General features: G+C 43.1%; 21 protein-coding genes. 7 read left to right on the top strand and 14 right to left on the bottom strand.

Annotated features, from left to right (window positions below):
* Positions 1-148 precede the first annotated feature (148 nt).
* Positions 149-601 (top strand): GNAT family N-acetyltransferase, encoded by a 453-nt coding sequence (locus HNR44_RS01960; protein ID WP_184402441.1) that lies wholly within the window; start codon positions 149-151, stop codon positions 599-601.
* Between the two features lie 77 nt (positions 602-678).
* Here HNR44_RS01960 and HNR44_RS01955 read toward each other — a convergent pair whose 3' ends face one another.
* The 6 genes from HNR44_RS01955 to HNR44_RS01930 all read right to left on the bottom strand — a co-directional run bounded on the left by HNR44_RS01955 (position 679) and on the right by HNR44_RS01930 (position 5,015).
* Positions 679-1,056: a BsuPI-related putative proteinase inhibitor gene (locus HNR44_RS01955; protein ID WP_184402440.1), complete on the bottom strand. Its 378-nt coding sequence runs from the start codon at positions 1,054-1,056 to the stop codon at positions 679-681.
* A 27-nt stretch (positions 1,057-1,083) separates the two neighbouring features.
* Positions 1,084-1,929 (bottom strand): YitT family protein, encoded by an 846-nt coding sequence (locus HNR44_RS01950; RefSeq protein WP_343069328.1) that lies wholly within the window; start codon positions 1,927-1,929, stop codon positions 1,084-1,086.
* 106 nt (positions 1,930-2,035) lie between these two features.
* Positions 2,036-2,362 carry a hypothetical protein gene (locus HNR44_RS01945; protein WP_184402439.1) on the bottom strand — a complete coding sequence of 109 codons (327 nt, stop codon included), beginning with the start codon at positions 2,360-2,362 and terminating at the stop codon, positions 2,036-2,038.
* Between the two features lie 196 nt (positions 2,363-2,558).
* On the bottom strand, positions 2,559-3,440 hold the full coding sequence (gene rbsK, locus HNR44_RS01940) for a ribokinase (protein ID WP_184402438.1): 882 nt from the start codon (positions 3,438-3,440) through the stop codon (positions 2,559-2,561).
* A 98-nt stretch (positions 3,441-3,538) separates the two neighbouring features.
* Positions 3,539-3,901 (bottom strand): rhodanese-like domain-containing protein, encoded by a 363-nt coding sequence (locus tag HNR44_RS01935; protein WP_184402437.1) that lies wholly within the window; start codon positions 3,899-3,901, stop codon positions 3,539-3,541.
* Positions 3,902-3,926: 25 nt separating this feature from the next.
* Positions 3,927-5,015, bottom strand: a complete 1,089-nt coding sequence (locus HNR44_RS01930) for an AI-2E family transporter (RefSeq protein WP_184402436.1) — start codon at positions 5,013-5,015, stop codon at positions 3,927-3,929.
* A 545-nt stretch (positions 5,016-5,560) separates the two neighbouring features.
* Between HNR44_RS01930 and HNR44_RS01925 the strand changes: the two genes are divergently transcribed.
* Together HNR44_RS01925 and HNR44_RS01920 are read left to right on the top strand one after the other, a co-directional pair.
* A complete protein-coding gene (locus HNR44_RS01925) occupies positions 5,561-6,661 on the top strand; it encodes a TAXI family TRAP transporter solute-binding subunit (protein ID WP_184402435.1) in 1,101 nt (366 codons plus the stop codon).
* Between the two features lie 225 nt (positions 6,662-6,886).
* Positions 6,887-8,806, top strand: a complete 1,920-nt coding sequence (locus HNR44_RS01920; RefSeq protein WP_184403508.1) for a TRAP transporter permease — start codon at positions 6,887-6,889, stop codon at positions 8,804-8,806.
* A gap of 45 nt (positions 8,807-8,851) precedes the next feature.
* On the opposite strand, the gene HNR44_RS01915 is transcribed toward HNR44_RS01920, so the two are convergent.
* Together HNR44_RS01915 and HNR44_RS01910 are read right to left on the bottom strand one after the other, a co-directional pair.
* The gene (locus HNR44_RS01915; protein ID WP_184402434.1) at positions 8,852-9,706 is read right to left on the bottom strand and encodes a MurR/RpiR family transcriptional regulator; all 855 of its coding nucleotides are present in this window, start codon (positions 9,704-9,706) and stop codon (positions 8,852-8,854) included.
* Between the two features lie 51 nt (positions 9,707-9,757).
* Positions 9,758-11,140, bottom strand: coding sequence for an aspartate aminotransferase family protein (locus HNR44_RS01910; RefSeq protein ID WP_184402433.1), 1,383 nt, complete (start codon positions 11,138-11,140; stop codon positions 9,758-9,760).
* Between the two features lie 348 nt (positions 11,141-11,488).
* On the opposite strand from HNR44_RS01910, the gene HNR44_RS01905 reads away from it, so the two are divergent.
* Positions 11,489-12,679 (top strand): KamA family radical SAM protein, encoded by a 1,191-nt coding sequence (locus tag HNR44_RS01905; RefSeq protein WP_184402432.1) that lies wholly within the window; start codon positions 11,489-11,491, stop codon positions 12,677-12,679.
* Between the two features lie 49 nt (positions 12,680-12,728).
* Here the strand turns inward: HNR44_RS01905 and HNR44_RS01900 are convergent, their stop codons facing one another.
* The 6 genes from HNR44_RS01900 to accC form a co-directional block, all read right to left on the bottom strand.
* Positions 12,729-13,634, bottom strand: coding sequence for a fumarylacetoacetate hydrolase family protein (locus HNR44_RS01900; protein WP_184402431.1), 906 nt, complete (start codon positions 13,632-13,634; stop codon positions 12,729-12,731).
* 16 nt (positions 13,635-13,650) lie between these two features.
* Positions 13,651-14,226 (bottom strand): NAD(P)H-dependent oxidoreductase, encoded by a 576-nt coding sequence (locus tag HNR44_RS01895; protein ID WP_184402430.1) that lies wholly within the window; start codon positions 14,224-14,226, stop codon positions 13,651-13,653.
* A gap of 173 nt (positions 14,227-14,399) precedes the next feature.
* Positions 14,400-15,941 (bottom strand): flotillin family protein, encoded by a 1,542-nt coding sequence (locus HNR44_RS01890; RefSeq protein ID WP_184402429.1) that lies wholly within the window; start codon positions 15,939-15,941, stop codon positions 14,400-14,402.
* Positions 15,942-16,113: 172 nt separating this feature from the next.
* Positions 16,114-17,649 carry an acyl-CoA carboxylase subunit beta gene (locus HNR44_RS01885; protein WP_184402428.1) on the bottom strand — a complete coding sequence of 512 codons (1,536 nt, stop codon included), beginning with the start codon at positions 17,647-17,649 and terminating at the stop codon, positions 16,114-16,116.
* A gap of 105 nt (positions 17,650-17,754) precedes the next feature.
* Positions 17,755-18,231: an acetyl-CoA carboxylase biotin carboxyl carrier protein gene (gene accB / locus HNR44_RS01880; protein ID WP_184402427.1), complete on the bottom strand. Its 477-nt coding sequence runs from the start codon at positions 18,229-18,231 to the stop codon at positions 17,755-17,757.
* Between the two features lie 163 nt (positions 18,232-18,394).
* Entirely contained in the window at positions 18,395-19,735 is a 1,341-nt protein-coding gene (accC, locus tag HNR44_RS01875; RefSeq protein WP_184402426.1) for an acetyl-CoA carboxylase biotin carboxylase subunit, read from the bottom strand.
* Between the two features lie 279 nt (positions 19,736-20,014).
* Between accC and HNR44_RS01870 the strand changes: the two genes are divergently transcribed.
* The 3 genes from HNR44_RS01870 to HNR44_RS01860 all read left to right on the top strand — a co-directional run bounded on the left by HNR44_RS01870 (position 20,015) and on the right by HNR44_RS01860 (position 21,082).
* Positions 20,015-20,293: a 4a-hydroxytetrahydrobiopterin dehydratase gene (locus HNR44_RS01870; RefSeq protein ID WP_184402425.1), complete on the top strand. Its 279-nt coding sequence runs from the start codon at positions 20,015-20,017 to the stop codon at positions 20,291-20,293.
* 211 nt (positions 20,294-20,504) lie between these two features.
* Entirely contained in the window at positions 20,505-20,642 is a 138-nt protein-coding gene (locus HNR44_RS17545) for a DUF5665 domain-containing protein (RefSeq protein ID WP_246406922.1), read from the top strand.
* Positions 20,643-20,659: 17 nt separating this feature from the next.
* Entirely contained in the window at positions 20,660-21,082 is a 423-nt protein-coding gene (locus tag HNR44_RS01860; protein ID WP_246406919.1) for a DUF948 domain-containing protein, read from the top strand.
* Positions 21,083-21,449 lie beyond the last annotated feature (367 nt).

The following is a 21,449-nucleotide window of genomic DNA, read 5'->3' as shown; positions in this document are numbered from 1 at the left end:
TGCGACGCGCACGGAGCACTAACGTCGATGTTGTCACGTGATCATTTAGCCGCGTCCTGCCACAAAAGAAATACAACAGTTATTTTTATCAATGCTTTGGATGTATCTTCATACTATTCAAGTAAGCTTCTAAGGAGGTCGATTCAAAATGGAAATATACGAATTAACGAATAAACATACCGAGGAAGATATCCACAAAACAGCTGATCTCCTTATGGGTCAAATGGCTTCAATCGGAGGACCGAACGCCTACGATAAATTGATTACTGTGATCCGTGCATCGATGGAAGAAAGTGCTCATGCACATATGTTTGTCGCTTCTCATGAAGGCAAAGTGCTGGGTGCAGCTTTTTTAAATGTCCAGCAAAGCCTGGATAAGGGCGGGAAATTTATCTGGCTCAATGATTTGTACGTTGACGTTAATCATAGAAATCGGGGTATTGCAAAGAAATTGCTCCTCCATGTGATTCATTGGGCTGAACAGCATGATATGAAAGGAATTGAACTAGAAACAGGTGTGAATAACCAAGCGACAAAAGCACTTTATAATTCTCTTGGGTTTTATGATGTAGTATCGAAAAGATATGGTTTTCAGTTTTAAATCGCTTTCGTTTAACTCGTAGTACCCTTCTGGTAATTCAAAAAGGAATGCACCGATCGAGTGCATTCCTTTTTGAATTACGTATTTACGGTAAAAGAGTCTGAAGGCTTTGACAAAGGGATCTCGCCATTAACACGATCGATTGTAACGGAAACATTACCACCGTACGTTTTTCCTTTCTTAAAATAGTACGGTGCAATCTCCTCGGTAAAATGGACTTGTTCTTCTGGATCCAACCACAACGTTGTAACCACTTGACTATACATCATCATACGGGAGGAACGATACACAAATTGTTCCGAATCCCCTTCTTCATACAGCCGCACCTCTATACGTTGACTGCTTCTAAACAAGAGCTCTACCGTGTCTTTTCCTGTGTTAGAAAGTGTTGCTTTTACAAAAACACGGTGGTCCTCATACGTAGCTGAGACTTGAACGTTAAGGTTTTCTTCCATAACAATTCTCCCCTCGATCCATCAGTATTAATCATCTTTTCTAAAAGAACCAACAATATCACTTGTAGGCACTATATTTGTAAACGCCTCGGGATCACTGGCTTCTGTAACTTGTCGTAATGTGTAAAGTTCATAGCGGGTAATCGCAATCATAAGTACTTCTTTTTCAGCTTCGTCATACCCTCCCTTAGCGGGCATACGCGTGATTCCACGTGTTACATGCGAATGAATGGCTTCCCGTAACTCATCCGCTTTTTTAGTAACAATAAACGCGGTACACTTCACGTGTCTCGTATGTACCATATCGATGATCCTCGATGTTGCATAGATCGAAACAAGTGTAAACAATGCCTGTTCCCAATCAAAAGCAAAGCCAGCCGCAATAACAATTAACGCGTTTAAACCGAAAAAATAAACACCCAGCGGCCGATCACTCATCCTTGCCAGCACAAGCGCAATGATATCTAGACCGCCTGCTGAAGCGCCAAATCTTAGCGGAAGCGCAACCCCCACAGCAGTAATAATCCCTCCAAATACGGCATTCAGCATTAAATCCTCGGCAAGGGTTTGTAATGGAACAACTTCCAGAAAGAACGTAGTTAACGCTACATGCAAAAAACTATAAAACGTAAATAAACGACCGACTTTCATCCAGCCAAGAATGGCTACAGGAATATTAAGTAAAAGCAGCATCACACCCGTGGAAACTGGGCTAAAATTAGAAACTAGCTGAGCAATCCCGGTCATCCCGCTCGCGAATATGTTCGCCGGATCCAGGAAAAAATTAAGCCCGATCGCCACAATGAAGGCGCCAAAGATGATTATGCCTATTTTTTGTAATTCCATCCAAAGCGTAGTTTGTCTTGTTATCACCTTAACAACACCTCGTGCGATGTATGATATAAATCGGGTTAAATTCTAAATGTAAATAAGCAAGGGAGGAACCCCTTGCTTAAAACCCTGTGTCTATTCTCTACTCTTAATGATGGCGTTGTACTTCAGTATTGTCAAGAGATGACGTGGAAGTGTCCTCATTTTCATGTTCCTTATTATAATAATCTACGGAATACGTCGACCCTTCAGCGACCATCTCATTATCGTTGATGTCCAGAGGATCAGGATGCCCGATTCGCTGTTCCAATGGAACCTCTTCTTCTTTCTCACCTACCATATCGGAAATCTTTGCCCACTGTTTCTTCGTACTTCCTACCAGCTTCGCTCGTTGATCCGGGTTTTTTATTAAATAACCTGCACCCGCAGCCACTGCGGCCACTGTGCCCCAAATAATTTTACCTTTTGCCATCATTCTCTTCCCCTTTCTGAAACATAACTACAATTAACCTTTCCCCTTAATTGGAAAATTAAACATCAAATAAAAAGCAGAAAAAAGGAGACGATTCCGCCAATGAATGATGATAATAAGTGTCAACATTCTATGATTTGCTTTTTAAAGTTAAGCTTCGGTTGCAGTTGCAGGACTTACAGACGATACGTTGCTATTGTTATTCGCCCGTTCTCAGCCTTCTTTCCACACGTTCTCTTTTCGGCATGCCGCTCTGGGCCCCGAAATGTTCCACCGATAATGAAGCAGCAGCATTAGCAAAACGAACAGCCTCTGTTAAACTCCTTCCTTCTGCCAAGCCCAATCCAAGGGCTCCGTTAAACGTATCACCTGCTCCTGTGGTATCGATGGCCTGTACTGGGAAGCCTTCAATTCGTACAGGATTGGCCCCATCATGATAAAGCGCACCCTTGACTCCTTGTGTGACGATCAGCTTATTCGGGTACCTGGCAATCGCTTCTTCGATGGGCTCCTCAAACAATATCGCACACTCCGTTTCATTCGGGGTTACATACGTTGCCTGTTGAATAAAAGAAATATTTAATGTTTGGGCAGGAGCTGGATTCACAACAACGGGCGTGCCTTCGTGAAAGGCAATCGAAACCAACATCTCCACAAAAGGGAGCGGGGTTTCTAACTGTACGATAAGCATCTGACTGGATTGAATGAGTGTACGTAGTGCACTTGCTTCTCCGGGCTCAAAAAGATAGTTCGCACCCGGGACGACAATAATTGAATTGTCATTTTCTGCAACAGTGATCAGCGCAACACCTGAAGTTGTATCGGGTACTTTTTGTACGTATTGTGTATCCACTCCATGATCATGGAGGTTAGCAATCATTTCTTTTCCAAATGTATCACTCCCTACTTTACCGGCGATTTGCACCTCGCCGCCTAGCTTAGCAACCGCAATAGCCTGATTAGCTCCCTTCCCCCCAGGGTGTGTATCAAACGATTCACCAAGAATGGTCTCACCACGTAAAGGAGGTGCTTCACTTTTGACGACCAAATCCATATTCATGCTGCCAATGACAGTAATCATTTAAATCCCCGCCTCTTTTGTACTATACTATTCAATCGTAAAAAGCCGCACATTCTAACAGAGTGTGCGGCTTCTCATATAAAGGGTCATAACGTCACTTATTTATAGATATCGGATGTTTCTTGTACTCGTTTTTCTTCACCCGTCTTCGTGTCGCCATCCCAGGAAAGCATCCCCCCATCAAAGTTGATAGCACGATCTAACCCTTGCTGTTTCGCATATTGGGCTACTTTTTGACTGCGTGTACCACTCCGACAAATAAATACGTGGGTCTTTTCTTTGTCCATTCCATCGATATGGTCCGGCACTTCACCCATTGGTAAAAGCGGGACTCCTGGGATATGTCCCTCATTGTACTCTTCTGGCTCGCGTATATCTACAAAGGTTATGCTCTCGTCATCGAGTTTCTTTGCCACTTCTTCTTGATCCCATTGGGCAATTCCATCTTTTTCACTTCTCATATCGTAACATCTCCTTTCACTCATTTTAATCTTCATTTTCCTGGTAACGCAAGCGGATCAAACGATAGGTATGCATAACGATCACTTTACCGACAGCATAAGCAGGAACGGCCAAAAGCAAACCGAGAAAACCGCCAAAATTTCCAGCAATAAGTAAAACGAAAATCACTGTTAACGGATGAAGCTTTAGATTGTGTCCATGAACTTGAGGTGCAATAAAAATACTCTCAAATTGTTGGATAATAACAACAGCCCCAACCACCAATAAAGCTGTTACCCACGAATCAAATAAAGCAACAATCACACCGGGAGCTGTTCCAATCCAAGGACCAATAAAAGGAATTAAATTCGTCACCATCGCGATGAGCGCGAGAATGAGTGAGTAATCAACCCCGATAATCAAATAGGCAATATAAACCAGAACCCCTACACAAAAGCTGACGATAATTTGCCCCTGGATAAAGGAAGCAAGTGCTGTATCCATATCGCTTAAGATACGCTTCCCTTCATCTTCTTGTTTTTGTGGTAACAGACGTAGAATTTGCTGGGGTGCTTTCTCCCCCTCTTTTAACATATAAAAAAGAACAAACGGAACAAGAATGATGACAATAACTGCACTCGTAAGCGTTCCGACAATACCTGCAATATTACTGCCGATATTGCCTAAAGAGTTTGTTATATAATTCCCCACAGTTTGACCGATTTCTTCTAAATTAATGTCTTGTTCTTCTAGGAAGTTTTGAACAAGATCACTTTGTATAATGGTATTGAACCAACCTTGCATCTCCATATAAAATTGCGGTGCCCGATTCACAAGGCTTTGGAATTGTTCCTGAATTTCAGGTCCAATTAGAAAGGCAGCGAGTGTAAGCAGACCAAGAAACGCTAAATAAATAAGTAAAATTGCGATACTTCTTGGCATCCAACGCTTTAATAGCTTCACAATCGGACGGAATAAATAGAACAGTACCCCAGCGAGGGCAATTGGCGCAAAAACGGTCTGTAAGAATATGACAATCGGTGTAAAGATAAAGTCAACGAGCGTACCCAGATAAACGATCAATAAGAGCAAAGCGATGGCGTAGCCAAACTTAAAATACTTCCCTTGGGGCATATCATAACCACTTCTCCCAGACATTATTAAATTGCGATGCTTATATCGGGGAATGTAACTGCCCTGCAATAGAAAAATCCCCATAATCTTCCTTTATTATACGCATGAACGGCGCTAATCACAACGTTCATCATTTACACTTTAAGTGCGTGTTCAAAAAGGAGAACAAAAAGAGCGGACGAGAGGTTTAAAAAATGTTAACTTACCGCCAAAATGGCAAGTCTGGATTTTCTTATTCTCTGAAGAGCAAAGAAGCCCGTCTCGAGCATCCTGCTTGCACCACGAAAGCATTCACTTCTCACGAAAGAAAAGGGGGTTCTTTTCCGAAGAGTGAAGCGCCACTGGATGCCTCGTAAGCGTCACTTCACACGATGAAAAAGTGCTTTTCTTTTTCGAGGAAGTTTTCCCGGACGTATTGAACCACCACTTTAATAAACATTGTTTGCATGATATTGACGCTATTATCATAACCTTTGACAATAGTCTTACATTTTGGTTCAATAAAAAAGAACTAATGTATCAGAAGAAAAGGGGGAAATTCGTGTATGAAAAAGAAAAATACACTATTTACATCCATGTTCTTAGTTCCCGCTTTAGCACTTGCTGCTTGTAATGGGGATGGAGAAGCACCTGAAGTGGATGAGGGTGATATCCCTGACGCTGGAGATGAAGGAGCTGCTGATGACGACGCAGGCGATGATGAGGTTGATGAAGGTACAAGCGCCTCCCTGCAAATGGGTACAGGTTCTACTGGCGGAACCTATTATGCACTGGGCCAGGAAATGGCAAATGTCATGAATGAACATGTCGATTACGATGGATTTTCAGTAGACGCCGTAGCGACAGATGCATCTGTCGAGAACATAGCAAGAGTCTCTGAACAAGACTTGGAATTGGGGATGACCGTGCATATTCCTGCCATCGATTCACTAGTAGGTGAAGGTGATTTCCAAGGACAAGAAATGGAAAACTTTGGATTCATGGGTTATATTTATCCGGAAACGAATCAAATTGCGGTACTTGCAGATAGTGATATTGATTCCATTGAAGACCTAGAAGGCAGGAGCGTTAACATTGGGCCACCAAACTCTGCCTCACAAGGAGCCGCCAGATTAATTCTTGAGTCCTATGGCCTTGAAGATGGCGACTATGAAGCTTTTGAAGAAGGTTTCGGGGACGGGGCAAGCATGATGCAGGATGGAAACGTAGATGCAACATTTGGCTTACTCGGTTTGCCTGCAACAAACCTTGAAGAACTAGCAGCTCAACAAGACATTGAACTGTTAAGTATTGATGAAGAACAACTCGATGAGATTGAAGCCAACAGTCAATATGAACGCATCACCATTGAGGAAGATAGCTACGACTTCCTCGAAGAAGATGTTGAAGGAATTGCTGCTTATGCTGTTCTTATTGGGTCCACCGAAGATATTGACGAAGAATTAGGGTATGAAATCGTGAAAGGCATGTATGAAAATTCAGAAGAGGTTTCTCACAATCAAGGAGAGCACATGACGATGGAAAACATCATGCTTGGTTCTGAAGATTTACCGCTTCACCCTGGAGCTGAACAATATTTCGAAGAAAATGATCTATTGGATCAGGTAGATGATGATGAGGATGAAGACGAAGACGAAGATGAATAAACATGATGATGTTAACGGGCCGGGCAACCATGCCCGGTCTTTCTACTTCGCATGGACCTTTCTCTCATTTATGTTATAATCTAGGAGCTTTCCACATTAAATGAAAATAATAACGGTAGACGTCCAGCCGTTACGTTTTTCAAATGAAAGATAGGAGGTGTCCTCGTGACGAACAAAACGAGAAATGAAACGGTTGAAATCGATGAAAAAGAAAAACAGGCGATTATGGAGAAATACGATAAAGAATCGAATAACAGATATGACCTTGGGAAATGGATTTGGGTCGTAGCGATCCTTGGGATCTCCTTAACTTCTTTTCATTTATACACGGCATTTGTAGGTTCTTATGGAGCCTTGATACAGGGGGCCATTCACCTTGGCAGCGCTTTAGCACTTATCTATATTTTATATCCGATCAACAAACGTGCAAAAGGTAAAGCAGGGGTTCCGTGGTACGATGCACTTTTATCCATAGCTGCCCTATTTTCTTGCTTTTACATAGTTTGGCATTATGAACGGCTCGTTACCGATACCGTTTTATTTGGTTTTGAGCCCCTCGATATTATTGTGTCATTCCTCGCTATTGTTCTGCTATTAGAAGCGACTCGACGTGCGGTCGGAATGCCGATTGTCATTATTGCCATCGCTGCTCTTTTATACGGGGTTTACGGAAATATGGCTTGGCTTGGCGTTTTTTCACATTCCGGGTTTTCCTGGAGCAATATGACCACTCAATTAATGTACTCAACCGAGGCCATATTCGGTACACCAATTCAAATTTCATCGACGTTCATTTACCTCTTTCTCTTTTTCGGGGTATTGCTCGTGCGAACAAATATCGGACAATTCTTTAATGATATGGCGTTTCGTCTCACAGGGCGTTATACAGGTGGAACTGCCAAAGCAGCCGTTGCTGCCAGCGGTTTGCAAGGGATGGTAACGGGAAGTTCTGTTGCGAATACAGTAGGTTCAGGTTCCTTTACGATTCCTATGATGAAACGGTCAGGTTTTAGACCAGAGTTTTCCGGAGCCGCAGAAGCCACAGCCTCAACAGGCGGGCAGCTTATGCCGCCAATCATGGGTGCAGCAGCTTTTATTATGGCTGAATATGTCGGAATCCCGTATAATGAACTGATTGTTTACGCGATTATCCCAGCCATTCTTTATTTTCTCGGGGTGTTTCTTGGGACACACTTTGAGGCAAGAAAACATGGCATACTTGGTGTGCCGAAGTCAGAATTACCGCCGGTTTCATCCTTTGCCAAACGGTTGGACATGATCCTGCCATTAGTGACGATTATCGGATTACTTTTAATCGGCTATACCCCTACATATGCTGCGCTTTGGGGAATTGGCGCTGCATTTGCTATCAGTTTCTTACGGAGTGATACCCGTTTAAGCCTGCTCGGCATTTTACAGGCGATGGAGCAGGGAGCGAGAGTCGCCCTCCCAGTCATTGCTGCTTGTGCAAGTGCGGGAATCATTGTTGGCATTGTCGTGTTCACCGGACTTGGCGGTACACTCGCGAATGGCATTATTCAAATCGCAGGAGGAAACTTCTTCCTTGTTCTTTTCTTGACAATGCTTGCCTGTATCCTTCTAGGAATGGGGCTTCCCACTACCGCAAACTATGTCGTAACAGCTTCTGTTGCAGCCCCAGCGATTTTAGCCTTTGACGTACCGCCCATTGCTGCACATATGTTTGTATTTTATTTTGGAATTGTAGCTGACATTACGCCCCCGGTATGTTTGGCAGCGTACGCCGGTGCCGGAATCGCGCGGGCAAATCCAATGCGGACTGGGGTTATGGCTTTCAAAGTCGCAATCGCAGCTTTCATTGTTCCGTATGTTTTCGTCGCGAACCCTGTGCTGCTGCTTCAAGACTGGACATTTGCCACTTTAATTGGACCATTACTCACCGCGATCATCGGAATGGTAGCCATAAGTGCTACACTAATGAATTACTTCATTGATAAACCTTCAATTATTGAGCGCTTTTTCTTATTTGCAGGGGGGATTATGTCCGTTTACCCAAACGATATCTTCATCTCTCTTGGAGGCATAGCAATTATAGTTGTTATCGGCCTTATCCAGTATTTCCGTAAGAAAAAACAAGATCAAGATCCTTCGCCAACGACGGCATAATAAAAAGAGCCAGTATCAACATCGACTTGATTTACTGGCTCTTCTTTATTCCTGGAAAACATCGAAAGCATCCCATAGATGCTCAAGTTGCTCAAGTCTTCTTTCTACTTTTTCGTGCTCTGAACGGGTGATTGCGGTGATCAAGGCGCTTACGATGCTTTGCGGGGCAGAAAAAGAATCGATAAAAGAATTGATCTCAGTGGACGCTAACAATTTCCGGTCCCCATATGGCGTAAGCGGTGAGAGCATATGATCGGTAATCACAAGGGTCCTCGCTCCTTTTTGTTTAACATATTTGAGAACTTCTACCGTTCGCTTTGTATATCTGGAAAAACCAAAAGCAATGACAAGATCATTCTCCTGAATATCCAGAAGATGCTCAGATATCCCATCTGCAGAACGTAACATTTCCGTGTTTTGCAAAACAAGATCAAGATAAAATTCCAAAAACAACGCTACACTTGCTGCACTTCGATAAGCGATGATATAGATTCTTTCCGCCTCAACAATCTCCTCTACAGCGCCTTGAAATTCTTTCTTGTCCATTTGCTGCAATGTTTGTTGTAAATTATTAATATCATCGGATAATACTTCGCTTACCGTATCCTCCGGGTTCTCTCCTTGTTCGGTCGTCCTTGCAAACACTTCTGCTGAGGTCCATTTCCGCTGTAACGCCTCTTGCATATGCCGCTGTAAATCAGGGTAACCTTCATAATCTAAGAAAAAGGCAAAGCGCACAACCGTTGCCTCACCCACCCCTACGTTTTTCGCAAGTTTGGATGCAGTCAAAAATGGGGCAGATTCTTGATGATTGATCAAGTAATTGGCAATCTTTCGTTGGGATTTGCTCATTTCATGCCGCTTAGCTATCATTTGTTCATAAATATCTTTAACGGTCATACGCTCGCTCCTCCTTTTTCACAAACATTCAGAAGCCGTTTGCGTACGTATCTATAAAAGTACTTCAGGAATTACTTTTTCATAAGCTTTTAGCGTCTGTGCCAGTGCATGTTCATCATGCTCAACGGAGAGGCTGTAGCGATTCCCCGGCTTTGTATAGATCCCCGCTTCAAATAGCGCCTTGTCAAGCTTGACCCTTGACTTGTGATCACACAATTGCAAATCTCGGTAGCTAGAAATCTCCTCTCTTTCCGTTAATAGTACACTAAACATCGTTCCACTGCCAAGCGTTTTCATAGGAATATCGTATTTCTGAAACAATGCGGAAAGTTCCTTCTTAAACCATTCAGTACGGGTAACAAGTGCATTAAACTCAGACTCCAGAATGTCTAACGTCGCAATTCCGGCCGCTAGTATTAATGGATGGCCATTATAAGTGCCACTGTGGAATAATGCTTTTTGTTCATGATGATCTTGGGATCCGTCCGCAAAAAAATCACTCCCCTTTAACGGTGAACTCTGTTCCATAATCTCCCTTTTTCCACCAACAACCCCGAATGGAAAGCCTCCTCCTACAACTTTCCCCATCGTTGTTAAATCAGGCGTTACTCCATAAAGTCCTTGCACTCCTGCCAGTGAAGTTCGGAAAGCAGTCTTGACTTCGTCAAAAATGAGTACGATACCGAGACGGTTTGTGATTTTGCGTAATTGCTGAAGAAATCCTGGTTTCGGAGCAATAATTCCGCTTTCCATCGGCTCTATAATAACCGCAGCTACATCATTCCCATGCTGTTCTAAAATACGTGCACAGCTCTCGGCATCATTAAATGGAAGAACGACCGTATTATCAACGTCCTCCTGGGACATACCACTAGAATCAGAGACAGAATGGGGGGACTGGTGAATACCTGCTTCCGTTGGGGTTGGGTGAACACTTACGAGAAGTTTGTCAATGGCACCGTGGTAGTGACCTTCAAACTTCGCGATTTTATATTTTTTCGTGTGGGCCATTGCTAAACGCAGCGCTAATAAGTTGGCTTCGGTTCCTGAATTCGCATATCGCAATAGTTCCATCGATGGGAAATGTTTTTGAATGCGGGAGGCCATCGTTACTTCTTTCTCATGAGGAGTACCAAATAACCAGGTGCCATCTTCTTCAATCTGGCGAGAGATAGATTGGCACACATAGGGGTGTGCATGACCAAGGGCTAACGCTCCATATCCCATTAAATAATCAATGTATTCATTATGATCAACATCATAAAGCTTGCACCCATTTGCCTTTTTGATCGCTAAAGGATAGGGAGCAAAATGCTTGATATTTGCCGTCATTCCCCCTGGCATTACAGCTTGTGCCCGCTCCATATGAGCTAGTGACTCTGTTGTCCGTTCCGCGTAAGTCTGATCAGGGTTAACCACTTCAGGCATCGTCATTGTCTCAAAATCCTCCATAAAATATTAGTTTCATAATAATTTATTGATGAATGTTATACTTCATTTTACGCTACGGACAACTTCTTGTGAACCCTTTTTTTCATTTTATATAAAATAAGAAATTAATTATTCATCATCTGCCTTTCCGTAATCCCCTTAGCCGCTCTACCCATCAAGATCTTCGCCTCAAAATACATTTTCGACACCAGTTTTGAAGCGTTTATTTCATTCACTTCATTTTTTTGAATCTTATAATTCTTTTTTGACCTTTATCGTTAGTGGCTGTTATACTGACATCATTGTTGGATCTAAGTCCATATTTTTCATTTTTGGAAAGGGGCGATTCAAGTGGCTCAACCAAAATACGTAACTAAAATTGATCAAATTGAACAAATACCTGATGAGGAAAGAGAAAGGTTAAAAAAGATCACAGAAAAATTTGTGTTCCGAGTGAATGAGTATTACTTAGGACTGATCAATTGGGAAGACCCTAATGATCCGATTAAAAATCTTGTCATTCCTAATGAAAATGAACTTGAAGAATATGGGCGCTGGGATGCTTCTGATGAAGATACAAATTATGTTGTTCCGGGCTGCCAACATAAATATGAAACGACTGCTCTCTTAATCTGTTCTGAAGTTTGTGGGGCTTATTGCCGCTATTGCTTTAGAAAGCGCTTATTTAGAAATGATGTCAAAGAAGCAATGTCTGATGTCGACCCTGGAATCGAATACATTCGCAATCATCCAGAGATTAACAACGTCCTCCTTACCGGCGGCGATCCGTTAATTCTCGCAACGAAAAAACTTCGCTACATTATTGAAGAGCTTCGCTCCATTCCGCACGTTAAAATCATTCGCATCGGTTCCAAACTGCCGGTGTTCAATCCGATGCGGATTTACGAAGATGAAGCTCTACTAGATTTATTCAGGGAATACTCTACGCCTGAAAATCGCATCTACGTTATGGCTCACGTGAATCACCCGCGTGAAATTACGGACGAGGCACGACGTGGTTTTCAAGCCCTCCATGATGCTGGAGTAATCGTCGTTAACCAAACGCCCGTATTAAAAGGAATCAACTCCAATCCTGATGACCTTGCAGAGTTGCTGGATAAACTATCATGGGCAGGGGTAACGCCTTATTACTTCTTTATAAACCGTCCTGTCGCTGGCAATAACGACTTTGTCCTCACTCTCAAGGAAGCCTATGAAGCGGTTGAGGAAGCAAAAGCTCGTACGAGCGGCTTAGGAAAACGAATTCGCCTTTCTATGAGCCATACTTCGGGTAAAATTGAAATATTAGCAATCGAAGACGGCAAAGCCTACTTGAAATACCATCAATCCAGAGACGGCAACTACGGCAAATTTATGATTCTTGATTGCCCGGACAATGCTGGTTGGTTTGACGAATTACCTGGGAATGAAGCATATTGGGAAATGCCGAAGAAAAAGACTGAAGATGTAGTATCCGTAAACCAAATGTCTGACATGCCGCAGAAAGGAAAACGACGTGCTCCGCGACAGCCTACATCTTAATAAGATAAAAAACATCGAGTGAAAGGAATCCTTTCACTCGATGTTTTTATCATTTCATTTGATTGACGAGAGTACCGATCAATGGGAGATGAATCGATACTTCATCGCCAGCCCTTAAATATTGCGGAGGGTTCATCCCTTTTCCAACACCCGCCGGAGTACCGGTTGCAATAATATCTCCAGGCTCTAGAGTGATTCCCCGGGAAATAATGTGAATTAACTCCGGGATATCAAAAATCATATCGGTCAACGGAGCTGATTGTCGTATATCTCCATTAACTTTCGTTGTAATGGTTTCTTCTGCCGTAATCATCTCGTTCACATTCGTTACAAGGACCGGGCCTAACGGACTAAACTGATCCAGACTTTTACCAAGAAAGAATTGCTTATGACGCGCTTGCAAATCTCGAGCAGTGAGATCATTCAGGAGAGTGACCCCGTATACATAATCCCAGGCCTCTTCCCGTTTGATTTTGCTCCCTTTTTTGCCAATCACAATGGCTACTTCTCCTTCATAGTCCACTTGCTCACTCACTTCACGATGCAAGTCAACATGCTGCTCATGTGCCGCGATACTCGTATGAGGCTTTGTGAAAATGATCGGGTACTCAGGGATATCAGCATCACTGCCTAGTTCACGTGCGTGGGCTGCATAATTTTTTCCTACACACATGATATTCTTTGGTGGTTTCGTAATTGGAGCCAGCCATTCGATCTCATTGGCACTGATCCAAAATTCAGCGTGAGGTATCGTAAGTGCCTGTTCCAACACCTTTTCAGCACTATTCAAAAAGGGTTCTCCTAAATGAATCGCTGTGATCATATCAGCTGGACACTCTGTTCCAGGGTGAAAATGCTGAAACGCTTTTTCTAATACTAATATTTGACTACTGTTCTTGTCCTCAATTCCAAGCTGCTCCTGATCGTTATAAAGCATGGAAAGCAACCGCATCATGATCCCCTCTCTTTCTTTATTGAAACAGCTCCACATATTCTTGTGCATGTTTAAACATCTTTTCCCTATCTTTCTCATCAGCAAGCACTGCATACCCTAAATGCAGGGGTGATAGGGTGGTAAATCCGCAAAAATCACCAATCGCCTTTTTAAAAAGGTTTTCCATCCAATCTTTTTGTCCATTCGCCCATACTTCTTGTGGAGCTCCCGTCGTATAAATCATGCCTAGCGGTTTGCCCTCCATTTTCGGAATCGGAGTTTCATCTTCAAGTTCAAAAGCAAAGCCATAGGCCAATACACGATCAACGTATCCTTTGCCTATTGCAGGTAAACCTCCCCACCACACAGGGAAGATAAACGTAATTCCGTCTGCCTGTTCAATGAATTGATGCTCGTTTTCAACATCCTCTGCATAATCATACGTAAGCGTTTGTTCATACTCTCTTTCGGAAAGCAGTGGCGCAAAAGGGAGACGGTACAAATCACGAACAACAACTTCTTCTCCCTGCGCCTGCCATGCTTTCTTATACCTCTCCAAAATCGCGCGATTAAAGCTATCATTACTTGGATGCATATAGATAATTAGATGCATACTGCGTCTCTCCTTCTAACACTGATTAAGACGTTTAAGAATTCTCTGAAAGAGGACATTTCACTTCAATACGTATGGAAACATCACTTGTATGTAAATATTAACATGTTTTTTCCTCCGCATAAATTTTTAGACCAATCCTGTTCGTACAGATTGGCCTTTATTTCTTATCTTTATTCAGGCGATGAATGGGGGTTTTCATCTGTCTTTATTTCTTCTTCGCTTCTATCTACAGATTCTTTATTGGAATCCGTCCTCTCTTGAGGTTCGCTTTTCTCCTGTTCTTTGTGAGTTGTAGCTTGATGAAAGACATTTCCCCTTGACATATAGCTTTCAAGCATTGCTTTTAAATCCATCCCTGTCGTCTCTTTTAAACTATCCTGAATTCCAAGCATCGTTTTTGTAACGTTATTTGCAACTTTCGTTGTACCACCATTTGAGTCAGAACCTCCCATATCAATGACTTTCATATCTTGAATTTGACTGAGCGGCGCTGCAATTTCGCGGGCGTAATCTGGAAGTACTTTAATAAACATTTCCATTATCGCAGCTTCACCATATTTTTCCATCGCTTCTGCCATTAATTCTTTGGCTTCTGCCTCAGCTCGACCCTGCTCTCGAATAACAGCTGCCTGAGCAAGTCCTTCCTCTTTCTCGATAGCCGCTTTCGTTTCCCCATCAACACGGGCTTTCGCAGCTTCTGCATCTGCCTTTGCTTTTATATCGTAGGCATTCGCATCGGCTTCGGCTTTTCTCCGCTTTTGTTCCTCTTCTTCAAGGGCAACAAGCCGCTGCCGTTCTATATATTGCACTTGCATTTCCTCTTCTTTAACTTCCTGATTCAATCTTTCTTGTTCTAATTGATACGCCTGTTCTGATTTAGCACGCGCCCGTTCCGTTTCTTCTTTAATTTGCGCTTGTCTGATGTCTTTCTCTTTTCTAGATTCAGCCACCGATGTCAGGCGCTGATTTTCTTCCTCTTGTGCTTCTTGATCGTTTTTCGCCTGATACATCCGTGTCTCTTTCTCCGCATCAGATTCGGCCATGTCTGCTTTTTTACGAATTTCAGCAATCCTAGGGCGGCCTAGATTCTCAAGGTAGCCATTCTCCTCGTCAGCATCACGAAGATCATCCAATCCAAAGGATGTAATTTTGAAGCCCATGTTATCAAGTTCTACTTGGGCAATATCCTGCACTTGATGGCTAAACGATTCACGGTCATTGTTAATGGCTTCCACGGATAATTTCGAAAGGATGGCTCGTAAATTTGTTCCGAGTACTTTGGACACTTCTTCTTCAATTTCATTTTGTTTTTTGCCCAGAAATTGCTCTGCGTAGTTGGCAATCCCATCTAAGGAGTCGGCAATTTTGATGGTAGCGATTGCATCCGCAACGACAGGAACACCTTGCGAGGTATATACTTTCGGCGTTGTTAGCTTAATCTGAAAAGCATTTAAATCAACAGGGGTACTCGTTTGAAAAAGCTTTAAACGGATACCACCACCGCGGATAATTTTCATGCTACGGCCATTTTCATCATGGAAGATGCGATTGTCTGCTTCAGGGTTACCCAAATTAGGGCCGGTAATAATCAATGCTTCATTGGAGCTCGCAGTTTTGTAGCGCTTTTTTAAAATCATTAAACCGGTAACCCCAACGATAAGCAGAATAAACAGAATAATTCCAATGACAACAAACCAAAAAATATCCATCATACACGTCTCACCTCTATGTTAAATTTTACGGAACATTAACAGTGCTTCTCTTATCAGTATATGTACGAATTCATCATACAAGATCTTCATCATTTTTCAAAGTAATCTTTTTCCTCAAATTTTGATAGTAACTAAAAGAACCAATCCGTGTTAACGTTTGGTTCTTTCACTCTTAAAAAGGCATGTTTCCATGCTTTCGGCCGCGCTTGCCTTTTGCTTTTAAAATCTCAAGGGCACGTATGAGACGATTATTCGTATCTTCTGGATCAATAATGTCATCGACAAGTCCATATTCAGCGGCCCGATAGGGATTTGTATATGTATCACGATAGGCTTCTATTTTTTCCTTTCGGCACTTCTCAGGATCATCAGAAGCTTCCACCTCTTTTGTAAACAATACTTGAGCAGCACCTTCAGCTCCCATGACAGCAATTTCCGCTGTAGGCCAGGCAAAAACGAAATCAGCACCAATCGCTTTACTATTCATGGCCACGTAAGCGCCTCCGTATGCTTTGCGTAAGATCACCGTAATTTTAGGTACACTGGCTTCACTAAATGCATATAAAATCTTTGCACCATGGCGGATAATTCCATTTTCTTGCTGTTCAGACCCTGGAACAAAGCCACTTGTATCTTCGAATGTCAAAATAGGGATATGAAAGCTATCGCAAAATCTGATAAAACGAGCGGCCTTATCTGAAGCGTCAACATCGAGAGCTCCCGCTTTCACCTTCGGGTTGTTCGCAACCACCCCTACGGTTTGGTGCGCCAACCGTCCAAAACCGATCACGAGATTCATTGCAAATAAAGGTTGTATTTCTAGAAAGGATCCTGGGTCAAGGATTGCTGTAAGCAGTTCCCGTACATCATAAATGCGCCTTTGATCACTTGGAACTAACGACTGCAGCGGATCACTTTTCATCTCTTTCCTTTGCTCCGTACTGCACACATGTGGAGGATATTGCTGGGCGTTAGAGGGTAAATACGATAATAATTTACGAACCTTCCTCAAAGCTTCCTTTTCACTTTTTGCTATAAAATGGACATCCCCGCTTTTTTGAGCATGTAATTTAGCACCGCCTAAATCTTCATGGCTATATTCATGACCCGTCACTGACTTTAAAACTTTAGGACCTGTAATGAATAGGTAGGAAGATGATTCCACCATAATGACAAAGTCCGTAAGCGCTGGGGAGTATACAGCGCCTCCGGCACACGGACCCATGATCACAGATATTTGCGGAATGACCCCAGAATACTCTGCATTCCTTTGAAAAAGTTGGCCATAACCATCCAGCGCCCGTACACCTTCGTGAATACGCGCGCCCCCTGAATCATTCAAGCCAATCACTGGAATACCTGCATCTGCCGCTAAATCCATTAACCTCACAATTTTACGGGCATGCATCTCTCCAAGAGCCCCTCCGTGCACGGTGAAATCATGCGCAAACACACACACGAGGCGGCCATCAATTTTTGCCGTTCCTGTCACCACACCCTCGCCATTGGCATCTTCCGACGAGTTTCCGGGTTGTTGGATAAAACCATTCAGCTCGGAAAAACTGCCTCCATCCACAAGAAAACGAATTCTTTCCCGTGCCGTCCATTTCCCTCGTGCATGCTGGGCATCTTGGCGCTCTTTCCCGCCTCCCTGGCTAATTTGAGCTTTTTTCTTTTTAAGTGCTTCCAGTTTCTCTTCCATATCCATGCTTCATCTCTCCAATCTGCGCCTCTAAATGCCAGGCGCTTGGATTGATGCTCATGTACTTATCTTCGCAAGCATCTCGCTTAGCTTGCCCGAAATCATTGATTCCTATTTTACAAAGAAAAGCGGCTGCCCATAATCAACGAGTTCTCCGTTCTCCACGAGGATTTCAGTAATTTCGCCGGATACTTCGGCTTCCAACTCGTTCATCAATTTCATTGCTTCAACGATACAAACCACCGATGCTTCCTCAATTCGATCCCCGACTTGTACGTAAGGATCTGTATCTGGAGACGGGGAGCGATAAAACGTTCCTACCATCGGGGAAGTGATTTTCTTACAGTCATCCGCAGGTTCTATATCAGTGGAAGATGTACTTGTCGCCCCCCCTGACTGCTCCGGAGTTTGTGCAGGTGGTGGAGTTGGAACCCCCTGAGGAAGAGGTGCTGAAACCTGTTGTACTGGTTCAGCCTTCTCTTTCCTAATGGCAATAGTCGCTTTTTCCTCGTTTTTGATTTCTAATTCTCCAATGCCAGATTCATCAACCGTTTTTATTAACTCTTTAATTTCTTCAATACTATACATAATCTGATCTGCTCCTTTTACTTTCTCGAAAAAGAAAGTACTTTTTCGAGGGATTACTCAAAGAGGGATTCAAGAGCTGTCGTACATACCGATACATCCTTAGGTAAACATCACACTCGTCATACGTATGCGTATGAGCGAACCTTCTTAAACGACTCGGCTCTTAAATGGTATGCTTTTCCAAAAAAGACGTATCAAAGTCACCTGAAGCAAACACTTCGTGATCCATAAGATCAAGATGGAAAGGAATCGTCGTCTCTACTCCCTCAACGATAAATTCAGACAATGCCCGTCTCATCCGAGAAATCGCCTCTTCCCGCGTCGTTCCATATACAATCAGTTTTGCCACCATTGAATCGTAATAAGGGGTAATGGTATAGCCAGTATAAACAGCGCTGTCCACACGTACACCTGGACCGCCCGGCGGCAAGTACATACTGATCTTCCCTGGTGAAGGTCTGAAATTCCGCTTTGCATCTTCAGCATTGATCCGGCATTCAATGGCGTGGCCTTGAACGTTTACATCATTTTGCTCGATGGACAAAGGACGTCCGCTCGCCACTAAAATTTGCTCTTTAATAAGGTCGATTCCTGTTACTTCTTCTGTCACAGGGTGTTCTACTTGGATACGAGTGTTCATTTCCATAAAATAAAACTGCTGGTGCTTATCTAGAAGAAACTCGACGGTTCCGGCCCCTACATAATCGACAGCGTTTGCTGCCAGAATCGCTGCTTCCCCCATTTGGGTGCGAATCTCCCCGTTTAACGCGGGAGACGGAGCCTCTTCAACAAGTTTTTGATGGCGGCGCTGGATAGAGCAATCTCTCTCGCCGCAATGAACGACGTCACCAAAACGATCTGCCATAATCTGAATTTCAACGTGTCTGGGTTCCTCAATAAATTTTTCTAAGTATATGCCCGCGTCCCCGAAATTGGTTTCTGCTTCCTGTCGTGCCATCGTAAACGAATGGGAAAGTTCATCCGCATCATGAGCTACGCGCATACCTTTCCCGCCGCCGCCTGCTGTTGCCTTCACGATGACAGGATATCCAATTTTCTTTGCAATCTCGAGTGCCTCGTCCTCATTTTCAAGAAGGCCTTCGCTTCCTGGTACGATAGGTACGCCAGCCTCTTTCATTGTCTCACGCGCACGTGCTTTTGCCCCCATTCGATCAATCGCATCCGGAGGAGGCCCGATAAATGTCAGCCCATGATCAGCACATATCTCTGCAAACACAGCATTCTCAGACAAAAAACCATATCCAGGGTGAACCGCATCTACCCCGGTTTTCGTCGCGGTTGCAATTAAGTTTGATTTTTTTAAATAGCTGTCAGCTGAGGCATTTGGTCCAATACAGTAGGCCTCATCAGCCATTAACACGTGCAATGCTTCTTGATCTGCCTCTGAATAGACAGCTACTGTTTCAATATTTAATTCGCGGCATGCTCGAATGATCCGAACAGCAATTTCACCGCGGTTGGCGATTAAGACCTTATTTATCATGCCTTAAGCGTCTCCCTTCCCAATTTTCCGTGCTAAGGATCGACCGTACAGTCTGTCCTTCTAAATTTTAAAAAAAAACACACCTTCCGTCAATGTTCCAGTATCTTCAAACCTTATCTAGCCTATAGTAACATCGATCTCGGATCTTGGTTGTCGAACCTCACCTATAATCATGAGCAATTGAAGCGGCCTTTTTTCAATTTTAGACAAAATGGGGGTTTGTTATCACCTTGAAACAGGTATAGTGGGACTAGGTAAAGATTTTGGAGGTGACTTATCGTGCAAAATGTAAAAGAAAAAGCTCAACAGTTAGATGGTTGGACATTAGAAGGGGAAAAGATTTGGAAGACGTTCCAATTTAACGGATATTTAGAGGGAATTTCTTTTGTGAAGAAGTTGGCAGTTTATGCAGAAGGTGTCCAGCACCATCCTCATGTAACCATTGATCATACGAACGTGACCGTCCAATGGACAACGGTAGATCAGGGAGCACTAACAGAAAAAGACATTACTGCCGCTCAAGCTTCTGAAAACTTGTTAAAGAGTAATTATATTTAAACCAGGACTGGGGCGGTGTAGGACTTCATCGAAAACTGCCGAAAAAGGGACGGGAAGACGATCCCCCATGACGAAAAAATTGAGAAACTTGTAGCATTAATTGATATAATGGAAGATATGACGACCAAGTCAAGGCTAAGAGACATAGCCTACCACTTCAACACGAAAAAGCAACCTGATTGCAGGTATTGCTCGTGGTGTAGGACTATCGATGGGTACTGCCGTCTTATTAGCCTGGCTTGCTCTTCTTCTTTCCCAAATGATTTCTTTGCCAGTCATCGGTGATGATATTGCCGAACGATTGGATATTGTAGATGGTCAGAGGGAAACTAAATATATCAATCGTTAATAGAAAAAGGAGGGGTAATGATGGACCTTGTGGGAATAGCTGCTTTAGTCGTTGCAATTGCCTTCGCTGTACTCGTTATATTCTTGGCAAAAGCCCTGCGTAACCTAGCAGATGTACTTGCCAAGACAGAAGTGACTGTTGGCAAACTCCCAGACCAACTTGATGAGATCACGAAAGAAACGGGGACCGTTCTTCATAATACAAATGAAACCATTTTAGACGTTAATAAAAAGGTGGCTACCTTAAATCCGATCTTTGGAATGGTTGAAGACGCAGGCAATGCTTCACGAAAATTTTCATCCTCGCTGGTAGATATGACAAATTCCATGAAAAAGGGAACCAACCAGGCAACAGAAACCTCTGATCAAAAAGGACTAAGCGGTTTCTACGGCTTGGCGGCTTTCATATATTTCCTAAACCAAAAGAGAAAAGAAAAATAGCTTTAAAACCGAGTGCAGGCTAGGACCTAACACTCGGTTATTTAGTAGGGTGTAAAATGACCATCAGAGACCTTCGACACAACTGCGAAGAAAGCACAAAAAGGTAAAGACATCCTCTAACACCTCTCCAGCTTGATCTATTTATCGTATTCATGAGCGTATGGACAAGTTCTTGCGGCTGCGTTATGCCGCCCATAACGCCAAAAGGACCAATGATGATTGAGAGCCCAAAACCTAAAATCCTTTCAATATAGTCACTTTAAATTGCCTCATAAGGAAACGATCGAGAAAGACGTCCTCACCTTTTAAAATGAACTTTGCAATAGGTTATCCTCTCCCTTTCATAGTTTTATGGATCTCCACATAA

It is taken from the genome of Geomicrobium halophilum (genome assembly GCF_014207655.1).
Taxonomy (GTDB): Bacteria; Bacillota; Bacilli; order Bacillales; family Marinococcaceae; genus Geomicrobium; species Geomicrobium halophilum.
Note: the sequence above shows the minus strand (reverse complement) of the source record. Positions and strands in the feature narration are given on the sequence as shown.